Source organism: Cellulosimicrobium sp. RS (assembly GCF_046159675.1).
GTDB classification, from domain to species: domain Bacteria; phylum Actinomycetota; class Actinomycetes; order Actinomycetales; family Cellulomonadaceae; genus Cellulosimicrobium; species Cellulosimicrobium funkei.
Map to the genome: position 1 here is coordinate 503,188 of NZ_JBJXVU010000002.1, position 16,436 is coordinate 519,623.

Annotated in this window: 7 protein-coding genes; 3 read left to right on the forward strand and 4 right to left on the reverse strand. The window is 76.3% G+C overall.

Annotated features, from left to right (window positions below):
* Positions 1–43 precede the first annotated feature (43 nt).
* A complete protein-coding gene (locus ACI769_RS05440; protein ID WP_409141286.1) occupies positions 44–3,529 on the forward strand; it encodes a GH92 family glycosyl hydrolase in 3,486 nt (1,161 codons plus the stop codon).
* Positions 3,530–3,676: 147 nt separating this feature from the next.
* Positions 3,677–5,812 (forward strand): acid phosphatase, encoded by a 2,136-nt coding sequence (locus ACI769_RS05445; RefSeq protein ID WP_409141287.1) that lies wholly within the window; start codon positions 3,677–3,679, stop codon positions 5,810–5,812.
* A 199-nt stretch (positions 5,813–6,011) separates the two neighbouring features.
* Here the strand turns inward: ACI769_RS05445 and ACI769_RS05450 are convergent, their stop codons facing one another.
* Positions 6,012–7,064 (reverse strand): LLM class flavin-dependent oxidoreductase, encoded by a 1,053-nt coding sequence (locus ACI769_RS05450; protein ID WP_114553765.1) that lies wholly within the window; start codon positions 7,062–7,064, stop codon positions 6,012–6,014.
* A gap of 71 nt (positions 7,065–7,135) precedes the next feature.
* Between ACI769_RS05450 and ACI769_RS05455 the strand changes: the two genes are divergently transcribed.
* Positions 7,136–7,258, forward strand: a complete 123-nt coding sequence (locus ACI769_RS05455) for a hypothetical protein (protein ID WP_021483523.1) — start codon at positions 7,136–7,138, stop codon at positions 7,256–7,258.
* On the opposite strand, the gene recD is transcribed toward ACI769_RS05455, so the two are convergent.
* The 3 genes from recD to recC are packed head-to-tail and all read right to left on the reverse strand — an operon-like array spanning position 7,234 to position 16,297.
* Positions 7,234–9,297 (reverse strand): exodeoxyribonuclease V subunit alpha, encoded by a 2,064-nt coding sequence (recD, locus tag ACI769_RS05460; RefSeq protein ID WP_171467394.1) that lies wholly within the window; start codon positions 9,295–9,297, stop codon positions 7,234–7,236. The two genes, ACI769_RS05455 and recD, sit on opposite strands and share 25 nt — an antisense overlap.
* A complete protein-coding gene (locus tag ACI769_RS05465) occupies positions 9,294–12,842 on the reverse strand; it encodes a UvrD-helicase domain-containing protein (RefSeq protein WP_409141288.1) in 3,549 nt (1,182 codons plus the stop codon). The genes recD and ACI769_RS05465 overlap by 4 nt, the downstream gene beginning before the upstream one ends.
* Positions 12,839–16,297, reverse strand: coding sequence for an exodeoxyribonuclease V subunit gamma (recC, locus tag ACI769_RS05470; protein ID WP_409141302.1), 3,459 nt, complete (start codon positions 16,295–16,297; stop codon positions 12,839–12,841). Before recC ends, ACI769_RS05465 begins: the two co-directional genes overlap by 4 nt.
* Positions 16,298–16,436 lie beyond the last annotated feature (139 nt).

Genomic DNA, 16,436 nt, shown 5'->3' on the forward strand with positions numbered 1-16,436 from the left:
TCCTCCACGCTCCTTCCCGCTCCTTCGTCCTGTGAGGACCCGCATGTCTCGAACACGTCCTGCGCGCACCACGGTGCGGCGCACCGTCGCGGCGCTCTCCGCCACGGCGGTCCTGGCCGCCGGCCTCTCGCTCGCCCCCGCCGTCGGCCTCGCGGTGCCGGCGGTCGCGGCCGCACCCGACCTCGTCGAGGACCCCGTCTCCTTCGTCGACCCGTTCGTCGGCACCGGTCAGGCGACGGGTGTCGTCGGGGAGATCAACAACTTCCCCGGGCCGTCGATGCCGTTCGGCATGATGCAGCTCTCGCCCGACACGCAGGTCTCCGTGGGCAACGGCGACAAGGCGTACGCGGGCTACCGCTACTCGCACCAGGCGATCCGCGGCTTCTCCATGACTCACGCGGCCGCCGGGTGCTGGATCTTCGGCGACGTCCCGATCCTCCCGGTGACGGGCGACGTCGGGCAGTACCCGTGGGACCGCAAGGAGTCGTTCAGCCACGACGCGGAGAGTGCCGAGGTCGGCCGGTACGCGGTCGCGCTCCAGTCGTCGGGGATCGAGGCGGAGCTGTCGGCCGCGACCCGCTCGGGCGGGCTGACGTTCGACTACCCCGAGGGCGGTGCCGCGTCGCAGGTGATCGTCAACGCCGCGGGCTCGCTCGCGAGCGTGCGCAACGCGACGGTCGAGGTCGAGGACGCGCGCACGGTCACCGGCTCGGTGACGAGCGGCGGGTTCTGCGGCAAGAACAACACCCACACGACGTACTTCGCGATCGAGCTCGACCAGGACGCGCAGGCGTTCGGCACGTGGCAGGGCTCGACCGTCTCGCCCGGCGACCCGTCGGCCGACGGCAACGGCGCGGGCGCGTGGCTCACCTTCGCGCCCGGCGCGACGGTGCACGCGAAGGTCGGCATGTCCTACGTGAGCGTCGAGGGCGCGCGCGCCAACCTCGCGGCCGAGATCCCGGGCTTCGACTTCGACGCCGTCCGGGACGCGAACCGCGCCGCGTGGTCCGACCTGCTCGGGAAGGTCCGCGTCGCGGGGGAGGACGCCGACGACCTCACGATGTTCTACACGTCGCTCTACCACTCGCTGCTGCACCCGAACACGTTCACCGACGTGGACGGCCGGTACGTCGGGTTCGACGGCGAGATCCACCAGGCACCCGAGGGGCACGAGCGGTACGCGAACTTCTCGGACTGGGACACGTACCGGTCGCTCGGGGCGCTCCAGGCGCTGCTGGCGCCCGACCGGGCGTCGGACATGGCGCAGTCGCTCGTCGAGGTCGCCGACCAGTCCGGCTGGCTGCCGCGCTGGCCGGTCGCGAACCAGCACACGGGCCAGATGACCGGTGACTCCTCGGTGCCGCTCATCGCGAGCATGTACGCGTTCGGGGCGCGCGACTTCGACGCGGAGTCGGCGCTCGCGCACATGGTCAAGGGCGCGACGAGCGCCGCCCCGACCGCGAACGGCTACGTGCAGCGGCGTGGGATCGAGACGTATCTCGAGCGCGGGTACGCGCCGCAGACCGAGGAGTTCCGGGGCGACCACCGCGTCGTGGGCGCGTCCATCACGCTCGAGTGGTCGATCGCCGACTTCGCGATCGGGCAGCTCGCGGCCGCGCTCGGCCAGGACGACGTCGCCGCCGAGTACGCCGCGCGCGGCCAGTGGTGGCAGAACGTCCACGACCCCGTGACCCGCACGGCGGGCGCCCGGAACGACGACGGCACGTTCGTGCGGTCGCAGGGCGGCGGCGGGTTCGGGCAGGAGGGCTTCGACGAGGGCAACGCCGAGCAGTACACGTGGCTCGTGCCGCAGAACGTCGCGGGGCTCACCGACGCGCTCGGGGGGCGCGAGGCCGTCGCGGAGCGGCTCGACGCCTTCACGGCGCAGCACAACGCCGGCCCGAACGAGCCGTACCTGTGGATCGGCAACGAGCCGAACTTCGGCGTCCCGTGGCTGTACGACTACGTGGGCCAGCCGTGGCGCACGAGCGAGCTCGTCGACGAGCTCACGTCCACGCTGTTCCGCCCCGAGCCGAACGGCAAGCCCGGCAACGACGACCTCGGCGCCCAGGCCGGCTGGTACGTGTGGGCCGCGATGGGCCTGTACCCGACCACGCCGGGCACGGACGTGCTCGCGCTCAACGCGCCGCGCTTCGACCGCGTCGTGGTCGACCTCGGCGAGGGCGAGACCCTCGACCTGCGCGCCACCGGCGCCTCGACCGGCGTCCGCTACATCAGCGGCGTCACCATCGACGGCGCGGCCTGGGACGGGACCTCGCTGCCGCGCCACATCGCGCACGAGGGCGGCGTCGTCGAGCTCGCGATGTCGACCGAGCGCGACACCACGTGGGGGACCGCGGTCGCGGACGCCCCGCCGTCGTGGCGCGACGGCGAGTCCGCCGTCGTCGCCGCGGCGGACCCGGGCCTCGTGACGGTCGCGCCCGGCGGGTCGGCCGACGCGTCGGTGGCCGTGCAGCTCTTCGGCGCCGACGCCGCGGACGTGCGCGTCGCGGTCGACGCCCCCGACGGCATCGGGGTCGGCGAGCCCGCGCTCGTCGACGACGGCTCGGGCCACCTCACCGGCACGGTCCCCGTCCAGGTAGGTGCCGGCGTCGCGTCCGGCTACCACGACGCGCGGCTCGTGGTCGCGGCCGGGGACGACGACGTCGAGGTGCCGCTCACCGTCCTCGTCGCCGCGCCCGGGTCGCTCGTCGCGGCGTACGACACGGTCGGCACCGCGCCCGAGGCGAACCGCGGCGTCGGGAACTTCGACGCGGCCGGCAACTCGTTCTCGCGCGAGGCGCTCGCCGACGCCGGGCTCACGCCCGGGTCGGTGCACGAGGTCGACGGCCTGGCGTTCACGTGGCCGTCCTCGCCCGTGGGGCGCCCGGACTCGGTCACGCTCACCGGTGAGACCGTGCGGCTCGACGTGCCGACGAGCCGGCTCGCGTTCGTCGGCGCGGCGACCGACGGGACCCACCGCGGGACCGCGGTCGTCACGCTCGACGACGGCAGCACCGCGTCCACGAGGATCGGCTTCGGTGACTGGGTGCTGCCCAGCGCGGACGGGTCGCCCGTGGAGGGCAACTCCGTCGTCGCGCAGATGAACCGGCGCAACGGCGACAAGGACAGCGCGTTCGTGTTCGCCACCGCCCCGTACACCGCGCCCGAGGGCCGGCGGGTGGTCGCGGTGACGTTCCCCGACGTCGACGACCTGCACGTCTTCGCGATCGCGGCTGAGCCGGCCGCGGACGTGCACCTCGTGGACGTGACGGTCTCCCCGCGCTGCCTCGCCGGGACCCCGTACCTGGCGGTGCGCGCGGCGAACGTCTCCGCCGGGGCCGTCGACGTCGACCTCACCACGGGCGTGGGCTCGCGGTCCTTCACGGCCGTCGCCCCCGGCGCGAACGCCTACCAGTCGTTCGCCGCCCGCGGCGCGACCGGGGACGTCGACGTCACCGTGACGGCCACGGGGGAGGAGGGGACGCAGACGGTCACGCAGACCGTCGTCGTCCCGCGCTGCGCCTGACCGGCGGCGGGCACGCACCGAGCGCTCGGTGCGTGCCCGCCGTCGCGCTCGACCGCTGTACCCGCAGCACCGCACGACCGCAGTACCGCAGGACCGGTCTCACCGACCGCACCGACGCACGACCGACAACGACGAGAGGGACGACCCATGACCGGTACGACGACGTACCCGGCCCCGCGACCCCGCGACCGCCGGACCACAGCGCCGCTCGCCCTGCTGGCGGCGCTCACGACGCTCGCGCTCCTGCTCGCCGCGGCGCTCCAGGCGCCGGCGGCGCGCGCCGCGGAGGCGTCGACACCGACCGAGGTGGTCGGCGCCGGCACGACCTGGCGCTACCTGGACGACAACACCGACCCCGCTGCGGGGAACGCGGACCGGACCGTGTGGGCCGACCCGGCGTTCGACGACGCCGCGTGGAAGACCGGCCGGCCGGGCTTCGGCGCGGTCAACGGGACCGCGAGCGGCATCGGCGGCGGCCACACCATCACGACCCTGCTCGACTACTGGATCACGCAGACGCCCAAGGTCGTCGTGCCCGCCTACTTCTTCCGCACGACCGTGACCCTCGACGAGGCGACGCTCGACGAGATCACCGGCCTGCGCGGGACGCTCGTCTACGACGACTCCGCCACCGTGTACGTCAACGGCGAGCGCGTCGCGGGGTGGGGCGACTCGATGATCACCCGGAACCTCCAGTACCAGGACAAGGCCGGCGCGACCGCGCCGCTGCGCGAGACGCTCGTCATCCCCGCCGACGTGCTCGTCCCGGGCGAGAACACGATCGCGGTCGAGATCCACCAGTGCAACGAGACGAGCTCGGACGTCTACTTCTCCCTCGCGCTCTCCACCACCGACGACCCGTCGATGCCGTTCCCGCAGGACGTCCTCGACCGGACCTACGCGTCCGACGCGGCGCCGTCGGCCCCGACCGGGCAGGACTGGTTCACCTGGATGCTGCGCGGGTTCGCCGACCTGCGCGCGAACCACCCCGAGATCCTCTCGCCCAACGAGCCCGGCCAGCCCACGAGCGCCAACGACCTCGGCTCGCTCGCCCGCAACAACGCCTACGTCGCCGGGGACCTGCAGGTGCAGCGCGCCCTGACCGACGGGCGCGGCTCCGCGTACGAGACCATGGCGGACGCGCTCGGCAGCGAGCTCGGGCCGATCTACCGCGACGCGCTCGCCGACGGCCGCCTCCCCAAGACAAAGGCCCTGCTGTCCGGGCGCGTCGAGAGGTCGGTCGGCAACCACGAGCCCGCCAAGGCCGCGTACGACTACAAGCGCCCGTTCGTCCGCCTCGGCTTCACGTCCGCGGGCGGTCACGTCAACGCGTTCGAGACCTCCGGGAGCTACGAGGGGCTGCGCAACAACGGGTCGTTCCCCAGCGGCCACACCAACCACGGCTACGCGCAGGGCACCGTGCTCGCCACCCTCCTGCCGGAGCTCGCGCCGCAGATCCTCGCGCGCGCGTCCGAGTACGGCGACAACCGCCTCGTGCTCGGCTTCCACTACCCGCTCGACGTCATGGGCGGCCGCATGGCCGGGCAGAACATCGCGCAGCTCCGGTGGTCCGACCCCGCGTTCCGCGTGCTCCTCGAACAGGCGCGCACCGAGCTCGTCACCCTGCTGGAGCGGGCGTGCGGCGACGAGATCGCCGTGTGCGCCGAGGACCAGGTGCCGTACCTGGCGACGGACCAGGCGCTCGCGGTCTATGACCAGCGCCTCACGTACGGGTTCCCGCGGGTCGGGGAGGTGGGCCGGGAGATCCAGGTGCCCGCGGGCGCCGAGGACCTGCTGCGCACGGCGTTCCCCGACCTCACCGGCGACCAGCGGCGGCTCGTCCTCGCGGCGACCGCGCTCGACTCGGGCTACGCGCTCGATGTCGCGGGCGCGGCCGAGTGGCAGCGCCTCGACCTTGCGGCCGCCATGGCGGCGGACGTCGTCGTGAACGCCGACGGCACGCTCACCGTGGACGGCGAGGTCGTCGGCGAGCCGACAGCGCCGCTCGTCGAGGTCGAGACGTCCGCGCGGTGCCTCGCCGGGGCGCCGTACGTCGCGGTCCGCGCCCGCAACGTGTCCGACGGCGTGGTCGCCGTCGCGCTCGTCACCGGCGCGGGGGAGAAGACCTTCGCCGCGGTGGCGGCCGGTGCGCACGCGTACCAGTCGTTCGCCGTGCGCGGTGTGGAGACGGGGGCGGACGTGCCCGTGACCGTCACAGCGACCGGCCCGGGGAGAGCGACCCAGGAGGTCGCGCGGGACGTCGTCGTGCCGGTGTGCACCTGAGACGGTGGGGAGAGCGAGCATCGCGGTCCGGTGCTGCCAAACATCACCGGACCGCGATGGTTGGTCTTGAAGGTGTCAGCAGTCGTGTCCGTCGTAGGCGGCGTCCGCCGTCGTGTTTGCGTAGGGCAGGACGACTGAGTCGCCCGGCGTGGCAAGTACCCGCTGGCGGGAGAATCTCGTCGTGCTCGGCGGTTCCGGGTCAGGCGGCGAGCTCTTCCGCGAGGAGCTCGAGCGTGCGCGCGCGGCCCGGCGTCGCGTCGAGCGCCTCGTCCGCACGGGACGCGGCGACGGGCACGACCATGACCTCGTCCACGCCGTGCCGCTCGGCGAGCCGACGGACCTCGGCCGCCGCGGCGTCGGGCGTCCCGACGGCCCAGCGGCGCAGGCTGTCCTCGACCATCTCCCCGGCCGCACCGTCGAGCGGCGCGGCCTGCGCCTCCTCGACGGTCTCGAGCGCGGTGAGCGCCTGCCCGGTGCGCAGGCGCGCCATCATGCGGGCCTGGGGGAGTGCCCGGGCGCGCGCCTCGTCGTCGGTCTCCGCGACGACGGCGTTGAGGGTGAGGAACGTGCGGGGCTCGGGGAACGCCTCGCTGGGGCGGTAGCCCTCGCGGTACAGGGCGAGGATCTCGTCGACGCCCTGGCCCGAGAAGTGGTTCGCGAACACGTACGGCAGGCCCAGCTCGGCGGCGAGGCGCGCGGAGTAGTCGCTCGACCCGAGCAGCCAGACCGTCGGGGTGCCGTCCGCGGCGGGCGTCGCGTGCACGTCGTAGACCTGCCCGCTCGTGAGGCGCAGCGTCGCGCCCTGCGGGCTCATGAGCGCGAGGATGTCCGTGACGTGCTGGGGGAAGCGGTCGACGTCGGCCGTGGGGCCGGTGATGCGCAGGAGCTGCGTGACGACCGGGTCCGAGCCGGGGGCGCGGCCGAGGCCCAGGTCGACCCGCCCCGGCGCGATCGCCTCGAGCGCCGCGAACTGCTCGGCCACGACGAGCGGCGCGTGGTTGGGCAGCATGACGCCGCCCGAGCCGACGCGGATCCGGTCCGTCACCGACGCCGCCGCGGCGATCATCACGGGCGGGGTCGAGGCCGCGACCGCGGGCATGTTGTGGTGCTCGGCGAACCAGTAGCGCTCGAAGCCGAGCCGGTCGGCGAGGCGGACCAGGTCGAGCGACGCTCGCACCGCCTGGGTGCTGGACTGGCCCGAGCGGACGGGCACGAGGTCGAGGACGGACAGGCGGGGGGTCTGGGTGCTCACCCTGGTGCCAACCGGCCACCCTCGTGCCTCATTCCCCGGGGCGACCGCGCACGCCTGCCAGGATGGTCGCCATGGACGTCCCCTCGATGATCATGGGCGCCGCCGTCGCGTCCGTCGCCTGGATCGTGCTCGTGCCCTGGGGCCGCCTCAAGGAGCTGCGCGAGCGGGATCAGGCGGAGCGTACCGAGGACTGACCGCCGGGCAGCGGAGTCCGCAGCCCGCTCGCCCGGTGGACCGGGCTCGTCACCGCGGTGCGCACGGCGTCCTCGGAGCCGACGACGCGCACGAACGACTGCGCGCGCGTCACCGCCGTGTACAGCAGCTCGCGCGTGAGCAGCGGCGAGGTCGCGGGCGGCAGGACGAGCGTGACCCGGTCGAACTGGCTGCCCTGCGCGCGGTGGACCGTCATGGCGTGCACGGTCTCCACGGGCGGCAGCCGGTGCGTGCGCACGCGCAGCGGCGCGCGCGGGTCCCCGAACACGGCGACGACCCCGCCCGAGGGCTCCGCGACGAGCACGCCGGTGTCGCCGTTGTAGAGGCCGACCTCGGCGTCGTTCGTCGTGACGAGCAGGGGGCGCCCGGCGACCCACGGGGAGTCGGTCGCGTGGTGGCCGGTCGCCTCCTCGACCCACGCCTCGACCTGCGCCGCCCACCGGCCGCGCCCCGCGGGCCCGCGCCGGTGCGCCACCATGACGCGGTGCCGCGCGAGCGCGTCGAGCGCGGCGGCCGCGTCCCCGGCGCGCGCGGCCTCGACGAGCAGGGTCCCCGCCGCGACGGCGTCCGCGCGGACCGCGGCCAGCGCCGCGTCGTCGGGCTCGTCGTCGGGCGTCTCGAGGAACTCCACGGACCCGTGCCCCGCGCGCAGCAGGGCGAGCGTCGCCTCCGCGTCCTCGGCCCGGATCGCGGCGGCGAGCGGCAGGATCTCCGAGTCGCGGTCCTGCCGGTGGACGGTGCGCAGGCGGACGACGCCGTTGCCGAGCACCGCCCGGTCGTCGACCTCGCCGTCCGCGGGCGGCGGCGCGTCGGTCAGCGCGGTCTCGGCCGCCGCGAGCACGACCGGTGCGGTGGCCGGCGGCGTGACGGGCTCGCGGTGCACGAGGTCGCCGAGCACGGCACCGGCCTCCACCGAGGCGAGCTGGTCCGGGTCCCCGACGAGCACGAGCCGCGCGTCCGGCCGCAGCGCCTCGAGCAGCCGCGCCATGAGCGGCAGCGCGACCATCGACGTCTCGTCGACGACGACGACGTCGTGCGGCAGGTGGTGGTGCGCGTCGTGACGGAACCGGGTGCTGCTGCCCGGCCGGTACCCGAGGAGGCGGTGCAGCGTCGTCGCGACGGGCGTCCCGACGCGCGCGCGGTCGGCCGCGTCCCCGAACCCGGCGACGACCTCGCGCACCGCCTCCTGGAGCCGTGCGGCCGCCTTCCCGGTCGGGGCGGCGAGCGCGACACGCAGGGCCGTGCCCTGGTCGGCCGGGGCGTTCGCCCCCGCGCGCGACGGAGCGGGCGCCGCCGCGGCCGCGGGGCGGGCAGCGTCGTGCGGGACGGCGTCGTGCAGGACGGCGAGCAGCCGCGCGACCGTCGTCGTCTTGCCGGTGCCGGGGCCACCCGTGAGGACGGTGAGCCGGCGCGTGGCGGCGTGCGCGGCGGCGAGCCGCTGGCGCGTGTCCTCCGCCGCGGGAAAGAGGCGGGCCAGCGCGGCGTCGAGGCGGTCGGCGTCGACCGGCAGGTCGGGCGCCGCGAGCCGGCCGTCGACGTCGTGCCGGACCGCGAGCTCGTCTCGCCAGTAGCGGTCGAGGTACAGCGCGCCCCCGACCCAGCGCGCGGGCCGGTCGGGTGCGCCCTCGACCCCGACGGCGACGAGCGGGCTGCGCGCGACGGCGTCGACCCACGCGGTGCGGTCCGGCCACGGCAGGTCGGCGGCATCGGTCCGGGCGGCCTCCTCGTCCTCGGGCAGCGCCAGGGAGCCGAGGTCGTCGAGGCGCACGCACACGGAGCCGCTGCGCACGGCACGGACGGCGAGCGCGACGGCGAGCAGCACCCGGTCGTCGTGCTCGCCCGTGAGCCGGCCGAGCCTCAGCGCGACGCGCACGTCGGCGGCCGAGACCACGCGCGCGACGTTGAACGGCGCCAGGCCCGCCGGCACGCCGACGGCGAGCCGCGGGTCGCCCTCGTCGACCGCGTCGCCCGCAGGAGGAGCGGTGGGCCGGAGCGCCGACCCGGGAGTGGTCGTGGTCATGCGCGACCTCCGTCGAGCAGGGCGGACAGGGCGACGACGAGCCCGGGCGGCGGGCTCCAGGCGACGACGCCGTACGGGGTGCCGTCCGGGCCGCGGGGCGTGTCCGGCCCGGCCATGCCGCGCACGAAGAGGTACGCCCCGCCGGCGAGGTCGCGGTCCGGGTCGTAGTCGCGCACGCGCCACCGCAGGTAGCGGTGGAGCGCGGCGAGGTAGAGCACGAGCTGCAGCGGGTAGTGCGAGGCGAGCATCGCGTCGCGCATGGCGTCGGGGTGGTAGTCGCCCACGGCGAGCGGGACCCCGGGCGGCCCGACGCGGTTCGTCTTGTAGTCGACGACGAGGTACCGGCGGCGGCCGCCCGGATCCCCGCCCGGAGCGCCGTCGGGACCCGGGGTTGGCACGCGCAGCACGGCGTCGATCGAGCCCGTGAGGTAGCCGCGCAGCGGGACGCCACCGGTGCCCGTGCCGGTCTCGGACTCGTCGGCCAGCGCCGCGAGCAGGTCGGGGTAGCGCGCGAACGCGTCGTCGGCGGGCAGGTGCGCCCGCAGGACGTCCGCGAGGTCGCGCAGCGTCGCGGGGCGCACGCCCTCCGTCTCGTCACCCCCGGCGAGCGGGAGCTCGAACTCGAGCTCGGGCAGCCGGTCGCGCGGGTCGACGTCGGCGAGCGTGAGCCCGCCCGCGATCGGGCCGAGCGGCGTGCGCAGCGACAGGCCGAGCGCCGTCGCGAGCGCGACGGGCTCGACGCCCGGCACACGCACCGTCGCCGCCTGGGCGCAGCGGGCGCGCACCTCGGCGTCCAGGTCGTCGGCCGCGGTGTCGACGTACTCGAGGATCTCGTGCACGAGCGTGCCGAACGCGGTGCCGCCCGGCTGGCCCTCGTACGGGGACGGCACGTCCGCGCCGGGGCGCGGGGCCGAGGTCGAGGACGCGGGCGCGGCGGTGTCGTCGTCGGTGGTCTCCTCCGGCTCGTCCTGCACGCCCGGGTCCTCGGGCTCGCTCTCGATCCCGCCGACCGGGCCGTGGTGCGCGGCCGCGGTCAGGGCCGAGTACGAGGCCCGCCGCCAGTCGCGGTCCGGGAGGTGGGCGGCGGTCGCCAGCGCGAGGTCCGTGCTCGACCGGGTGCCGGGCGACCAGCGCTCGCCCTTCGGACGCGCGTCGACCTGCTCGACGACGACCGTCCCGCCCGACCGCGCCGCGACGACCTCGAACGCGGACCGGACGGCGTCGTCGCGCATCGCGTCGGGCCGCGCGTGGCGCCCGGGCTCGCCGCCGAGCATCCGGTCGGCGAGCAGGAGGCGGGTGAGCGGCCCCGATCCCGTGCTGCGCTTCGTGGGGGTCCAGTGCACGACGACCTGGTGCCGAGCCCGGGTGAGCGCCACGTACAGCAGGCGCAGGTCCTCGCCCAGCTCCTCGTCGCGCCAGCGCGCCTTGGCGTCCACGAACCCGGGGGAGCCGACCCCGCCGAGGTGCAGCACGCGCTGCCCGTGGTCGTCGTGGAACGCGAACAGCTCCTGGTCGTCGGGCTCGAACCGCTCCCACCCGAACGGGACGTAGACGACGCCGAACTCCAGACCCTTCGCGGCGTGCACGGTGACGACCTGCACGGCGGCGGCGTCGGTCTCGAGACGGCGGGTGCGCTCGTCGGTGAAGACCGTCCCGACCTCGGCGATCCGGGTCCGGAGCCAGGCCGTGAGCGCGGCCGTGCCGAGCCCCTCGGTCGTCGCGGCCTCGTGCAGCGCCTGCGTGACGTGGCGCAGGTCGGTGAGGTAGCGCTCGCCGTCGGCCCGCGCCATGACGCGCGCGGTGGCGCCGCGCCGTGCGGCGACCTCCGCGACCGCGGCCACGCCCCGGTCGGCGAGCAGGCGCGCCCAGGCCCGGACCGTGTCGCCGAGCTCGTCGTGGTCCGCGTCGCCTGCGGTCGCGAGGCGCTGTGCGTCCCAGCCGACGAACGGCGTGAGGGCGAGCGCCGTCGCGCGCCGGTGGAGGCCCGGCTGCTCCAGCGCCGCGAGGAGCGTGAGCCAGTCCTGCGCCGCGGCCGACCCGAACACGCTCGACGGTCCCGACACGACCGCCGGCACGCCCAGCGCGACGAGTGCCGAGCGCACCGCCTCGGCCTGGGCGTTCGTGCGCGTCAGCACGGCGACGTCGCGCGGTTCGAGCGGGCGCCAGCGCGCCGCGTCGCCCGCCGCCCCGCCGCCGTCGTCGCGCACGCGGTCGCCGCCGCCGGACGCGGTGCCGAGGCGGCTCGCGACGTCGGCCGCGACGTCCTTCGCGAGCAGGCCGCGCGCGTCCGGGGCCGACGGCGCCGACGAGGCGCCCAGCCGGTAGGCGCGGCGCGTCACCTGCCGCAGCCGCACCGGCGCGCCGCCGGAGAAGCGCGACTCGGGGTGCGCCGCGTCGATCGGACGCACGACGATGCGCGGGTCGCCGAGCGCCGTCTCGCCGAGCAGCGCGTGCAGGCCGGCAAGGAGCGGGCCGTCGCTGCGCCAGCTCGTGCTGAGCGTCGCGGTGTCCGTCGCGTCCTCGACGGCCTGCAGGTACGTCACGACGTCCGCGCCGCGGAACGCGTAGATCGCCTGCTTGGGGTCCCCGATGAGGACGAGCGCGCTGCTCTCGTCGGGCCGCCCGTGGAACGCGGTGCGCAGGATCGCCCACTGCTCGGGGTCCGTGTCCTGGAACTCGTCCACCATGACCACGCGGAACCTCGACCGGACGCGCTGCGTCGCCGTCGCACCGTGCTCCGGGTCGGTGAGGGCGCGGCGCAGCAGGACGAGGAGGTCGTCGTAGTCGAGCAGGTGCATCGCGCGCTTGCGCGCCTCCACCTCGCGGCGGGCGGCGACGGCGACCTCGTACCGCGCCGCGGCCACCGAGCCCTCGGCCGCGTCCGACGGCGCGACCACCGCCCCGTGGTCGCTCACCGCCGCGCGGGCGACCGCGCGCACGTCGCGCGGCGAGAGGATCGGCTCGCTCTGGTCGGCGAAACGCCTCACGTACAGGTCGTCCGTGACCTCCTCGACGAGGTCGGCCACGTCGGGCAGGAAGCTCGTCGCGAGGTCGACGTCGGCCGCCGTCCCGAGCGCGGTGAGCATCTGCTGGCAGAACCCGTGCGTCGTCGTGATCGTCGCGGCGTCGAGCTGGGACAGCGCGACGCGCAGGCGCTCGCGACGGCGGGCGAGCTCGTCGGCGTCGACCGCGGCGAGGAACGCGACGAGCTCGTCGGTGCTGTGCGCCGGGTCGGGCCCGCGCAGCGCGCGCTCGGTCGCGACGAGGCGCTCGCGCACGCGGTCCCGCAGCTCCGACGTCGCGGCCCGGCCGAACGTCACGAGCATGATCTCGGGCAGCGCCGCCACGCCCTCGGCGACGTAGCGCGTCGTGAGGGTCGCGATGGTGTGCGTCTTGCCCGTGCCGGCGCTCGCCTCGAGCACGACCGTCCCGCGCGGCAGGTCGCCGAACGGGTCGAAGCGCCGCGGGCTCCCCGCGACGGGTCCGGGCACCGCGGGTCCGGACGCCGGGGCGGGCGTGGCGGGTGCGGACGTCGGGCCGCTCATCGCGCACCTCGCAGCTCGTGCTCCAGCAGGGGGTCCCACACGCGGCGCGCGAGCGCGCCGAGGCGGGTCGGGTCGTCGGGGAAGCGGCCCAGGTCGGCGGTCGTCGCGTGGCCCGCGAGGTCGGGGAGCGCCGGGTCCTGACCCCAGGCGAGCACGACGTACGGATCCTTGCGCTCGAAGCCCTTGTTCCACGCCCACCCGGCGCGCATCAGGGCGTCGCGCGCGTCGGTGGTGCGCCGCTCCTCGGCGTAGCGGAGCGCGACCTCGGGCAGCAGCGGCAGGGGCTCGCGGGCGGCCTCGTCGCGCAGGGCCACGAGATCGGCCAGCACGGCGACCGCCGTGTCGCGGTCGGGCGGCGTGAGCGTCGACCACGCGACGCCCGGGCCGCGGGGAGACCGGCCGATCGCGACGGCGTCCCACGGGCGGTCCGGGTCGCTCACGCGCAGCGCGAGCGCCTGCACCCAGGCGCGCAGCCGGTGCTTCGGTCCGAGCCGCGAGTACTCCGTGCGCACCACGCGCGCGCCGTGCACGCCCGGCACGCTGCCGACGACCGTGCCGCCGTCCGGGAGGGTGGCCCGCACGTCGACCGTCTCGGCGGAGCTCAGCACGTCCTGGCTCACGGGACGACCGGCCGCGACGTCGGCCTCGCGCGCGGCCTCGACGGCCGCGACCCGGAGCGGCCCCACGGCCCGGACGACCTCCTGGAGCGCCGACCGGCCGAGCTCGCGCGGCGGGACCTGACCGCGGCGCCACTCGGCCTGCATCGCGCGGTTCGGGTCGACGCCCGCGAGCGCGGCCCGCAGCACGCGGTCGCCCACGCCCCAGCCCGCGAGGCCCGTGAGGGAGAGGGGCAGCCGGTCCTCGACGTCCTCCTCCTCCAGCACGAGACCCACGTCGAGCGTGTGCTGCGCGAACCAGCGGGGTGCGTTCTCGAGCAGGCGGACCAGGTCGTCGAGCTCGACGTCCGCGCGGCCCCCGGTCGCCGTGGGCGACCCCGGTCCTTCTACGGAGCCGACGGCGGCACCGGTCGGCAGCGAGAGCGGTGCGCCGACGAGGGCCCCGACCGGCTCACGCTTCTGGCGCGCCTGGCGGGCCCCGGCGAACGCGGCGTCGTCGTGGCTGAACGGTCCGGGGACGCCGAGCGCGCCCGGCGTGAAGTTCCGCTCGTCGACCGTCTGGAGCGGGTGCTGCACGACGACGTGCTCGCGCGCGGCGCGCCCGTCGGCCGTGGTCGCCACCCGGTCCAGCGCGTCGAGCAGCTCCGCCACGGGGACCGCGGGCGGGCGCGGCGCCCCGGTGCGCTCGTCGGCACCCGTGTGCACGACGACGAGGTGGTCGCCCGCCGCGGCGACGGCGTCGAGGAAGATCTGCCGGTCCTCGCTGCGCGCGTCGCGCTCGCCGATCTCGGGGTGCCGGGCGAGCAGGTCGTCGCCCGCGGGCGCGGCGGTGCGGGGGAACACGCCGTCGTCGAGCCCGAGGAGGCACACGACCCGGTGCGGCACCGAGCGCATCGGCTCGAGCGAGCACACGGTGAGCGCGCCCGTGCGGAACCCGGCGCGCGTCGGGCGCCCGGCCAGGCGGTCGTCGAGCAGCGCCCGCACGTCCGCGAGCCGCAGCGCGACGCCGCCGTGCGCGGCACCCGCCGCCCGGACGTCGCCCAGCACGCGGCGCGCGGAGCCGATCTGCCACGCCTCCGTCGGCGGCGCCTCCGCCAGGAGCGTGAGCGCGCGGTCGAGGGTGTCGAGCCAGTGCGCGAGCGGGTGCACGCCGTCGAGGCCGCGCAGGATCTCCGTGAGCCGCGCGACGAGCTCCGCGAGCCGGCCCGCGAGGTCCACGTCCGTCGAGCCGACGTCGTCCAGCGGGAGCGCGGGCCCGACGAACCGGGCGTCCTCGTCGGCCATCGCGGCCCCGAGCAGGATGCGGTCGAGCGCCGCGTCCCACGTGCCCTGCCGCACGTGCCCGTCGATCCCGAAGCGGGCACGCCGCTCGCCGTCCTCGCCCCAGTGCACCCCCGCCTCGACGGCCCACTGCCGCAGGCGGTCGACGTCGTCGTCGGAGAAGCGGAACCGGCGGCGGACCGGGCCGCTCGCCGCGAGGTCGAGCACCTCGGACGCCGTGACGCGGCCGTCGGCGAGGCGCAGCAGCGTGGCGAGCAGCGCGAGCACGGGGTTGGTCGTCCCGGCGCCGCGGTCCGCGAGGCTGACCCGCAGCCGCTGGCCCGGGTGCGCGTCGTCGCCGAGCTCGGGGACGGCGCCGAAGGTCGCGGTGACGAGCGGCGCGAACGTCTCGACGTCGGGGCACAGGACGATGACGTCGCGCGCCTGGAGCGTCGGGTCGGCGGAGAACAGGCCGACGAGCGTCTCGCGCAGCACCTCGACCTGACGGGCCCGGCCGTGGCACGCGAGCACCTGCACGGAGCGGTCCGTCGGGTCCAGCACGTGGGCGCCGTCCGGTGCGTCGGCCCGCAGCGCGGACTGCAGCGCGCCGAGCAGGGTGGGCGGCGGGGGCGCGGCCTCGTGGTGGGTCTCGCGCGCCTCGCCCGCGGCCAGCCGGAGCTGCAGCTCGACCGTGTCCCGGCCGGTGGACGCGAGGAACGGGTGGCGCGCGAACGTCGGCAGGTCCGCGCGACGCCGGACGGGCGCGCCCGCGTGGTCCGAGCCCGGCTCCGCGCCGCCCGTGGAGGGGTCGCCGGCGGACGCGGCGACCGTCGCCCACAGCGCCGGCGAGGGGTGCACGAGCCACAGGTGGACGTCGCGGTGCTCGGCGAGCGCGCGCAGGACCCGGAGCTCGTCCTCGGGGAGCCGCGTGGGCCCGAACACGGACAGCCGCGGCGGCAGGTCGACGGCCGCCGGGTCCGCACGCAGCGCCGCGACCGCCTCCGTCACGCGCCGCGCCGGGTCCGTCGCCGGGACGCGCTCCACCAGGCGACGCCACAGCTCGGGCTGCCACGCGAGGTCGTCCGGCGCGACGGCGGTCCCCGTGACCGGGGCCGACCACGCGAGCACGACCTCGGGCCGCTGGCGGGCGTAGTCGACCAGGAGGTCCGCGAGCCGTCGCGCGAGCGTGAGCCGCCGACCCCGCCGCACCTCGTCGCCCGGGTCGCCGACGTAGCGCGCGAGCGGCGCCGCCCAGGGCTCGGCGAGGTGCGCGTCGAGCACCTCGAGCACCGACCACGCGAGCCGCTCGGGCCGCCACGGGTCGTCGTCGGGGTCGAGGTCCGTGAGGTCGGCCACGACCTGCTCGACGAGCCGCCGCGGGCCCCGGAAGTCCACGTTCGCGCAGATCCCCGCCGTCTCGCCCGCGCCCAGGTGGTGCGAGAGCCGCTGCGCGAGCCACCGCTCCACCCCGCGCGTCGGGACCGCCACGACGTCCGGCGTGAACGGGTCCGCCGGGACCTCCGCGAGCACGGCGGCGAGCGGCGCCACGAGCGCCTCGGCACGCTCGGAGCGGTGCACGTGCAGCAAGAGGACCCCTGTCGGTGGTGGTGGCGTGATCGTGTGCCCGGCCCGTGGCCGTGCGCTACGAGGAATCTACGAGGTGCGACCCACACCGTCGAACCGCCGTCCACAGGCGGCCCGGGGACTACGGTGTCCG

Bases quoted from the DNA above. Each gene is read 5' to 3' on its own strand.
- ACI769_RS05465 (WP_409141288.1), bottom strand. From the start codon at position 12,842: ATGAGCGGCCCGACGTCCGCACCCGCCACGCCCGCCCCGGCGTCCGGA.
- ACI769_RS05455 (WP_021483523.1), top strand. From the start codon at position 7,136: ATGGACGTCCCCTCGATGATCATGGGCGCCGCCGTCGCGTCCGTCGCC.
- ACI769_RS05445 (WP_409141287.1), top strand. From the start codon at position 3,677: ATGACCGGTACGACGACGTACCCGGCCCCGCGACCCCGCGACCGCCGG.
- ACI769_RS05440 (WP_409141286.1), top strand. From the start codon at position 44: ATGTCTCGAACACGTCCTGCGCGCACCACGGTGCGGCGCACCGTCGCG.
- recD (WP_171467394.1), bottom strand. From the start codon at position 9,297: ATGACCACGACCACTCCCGGGTCGGCGCTCCGGCCCACCGCTCCTCCT.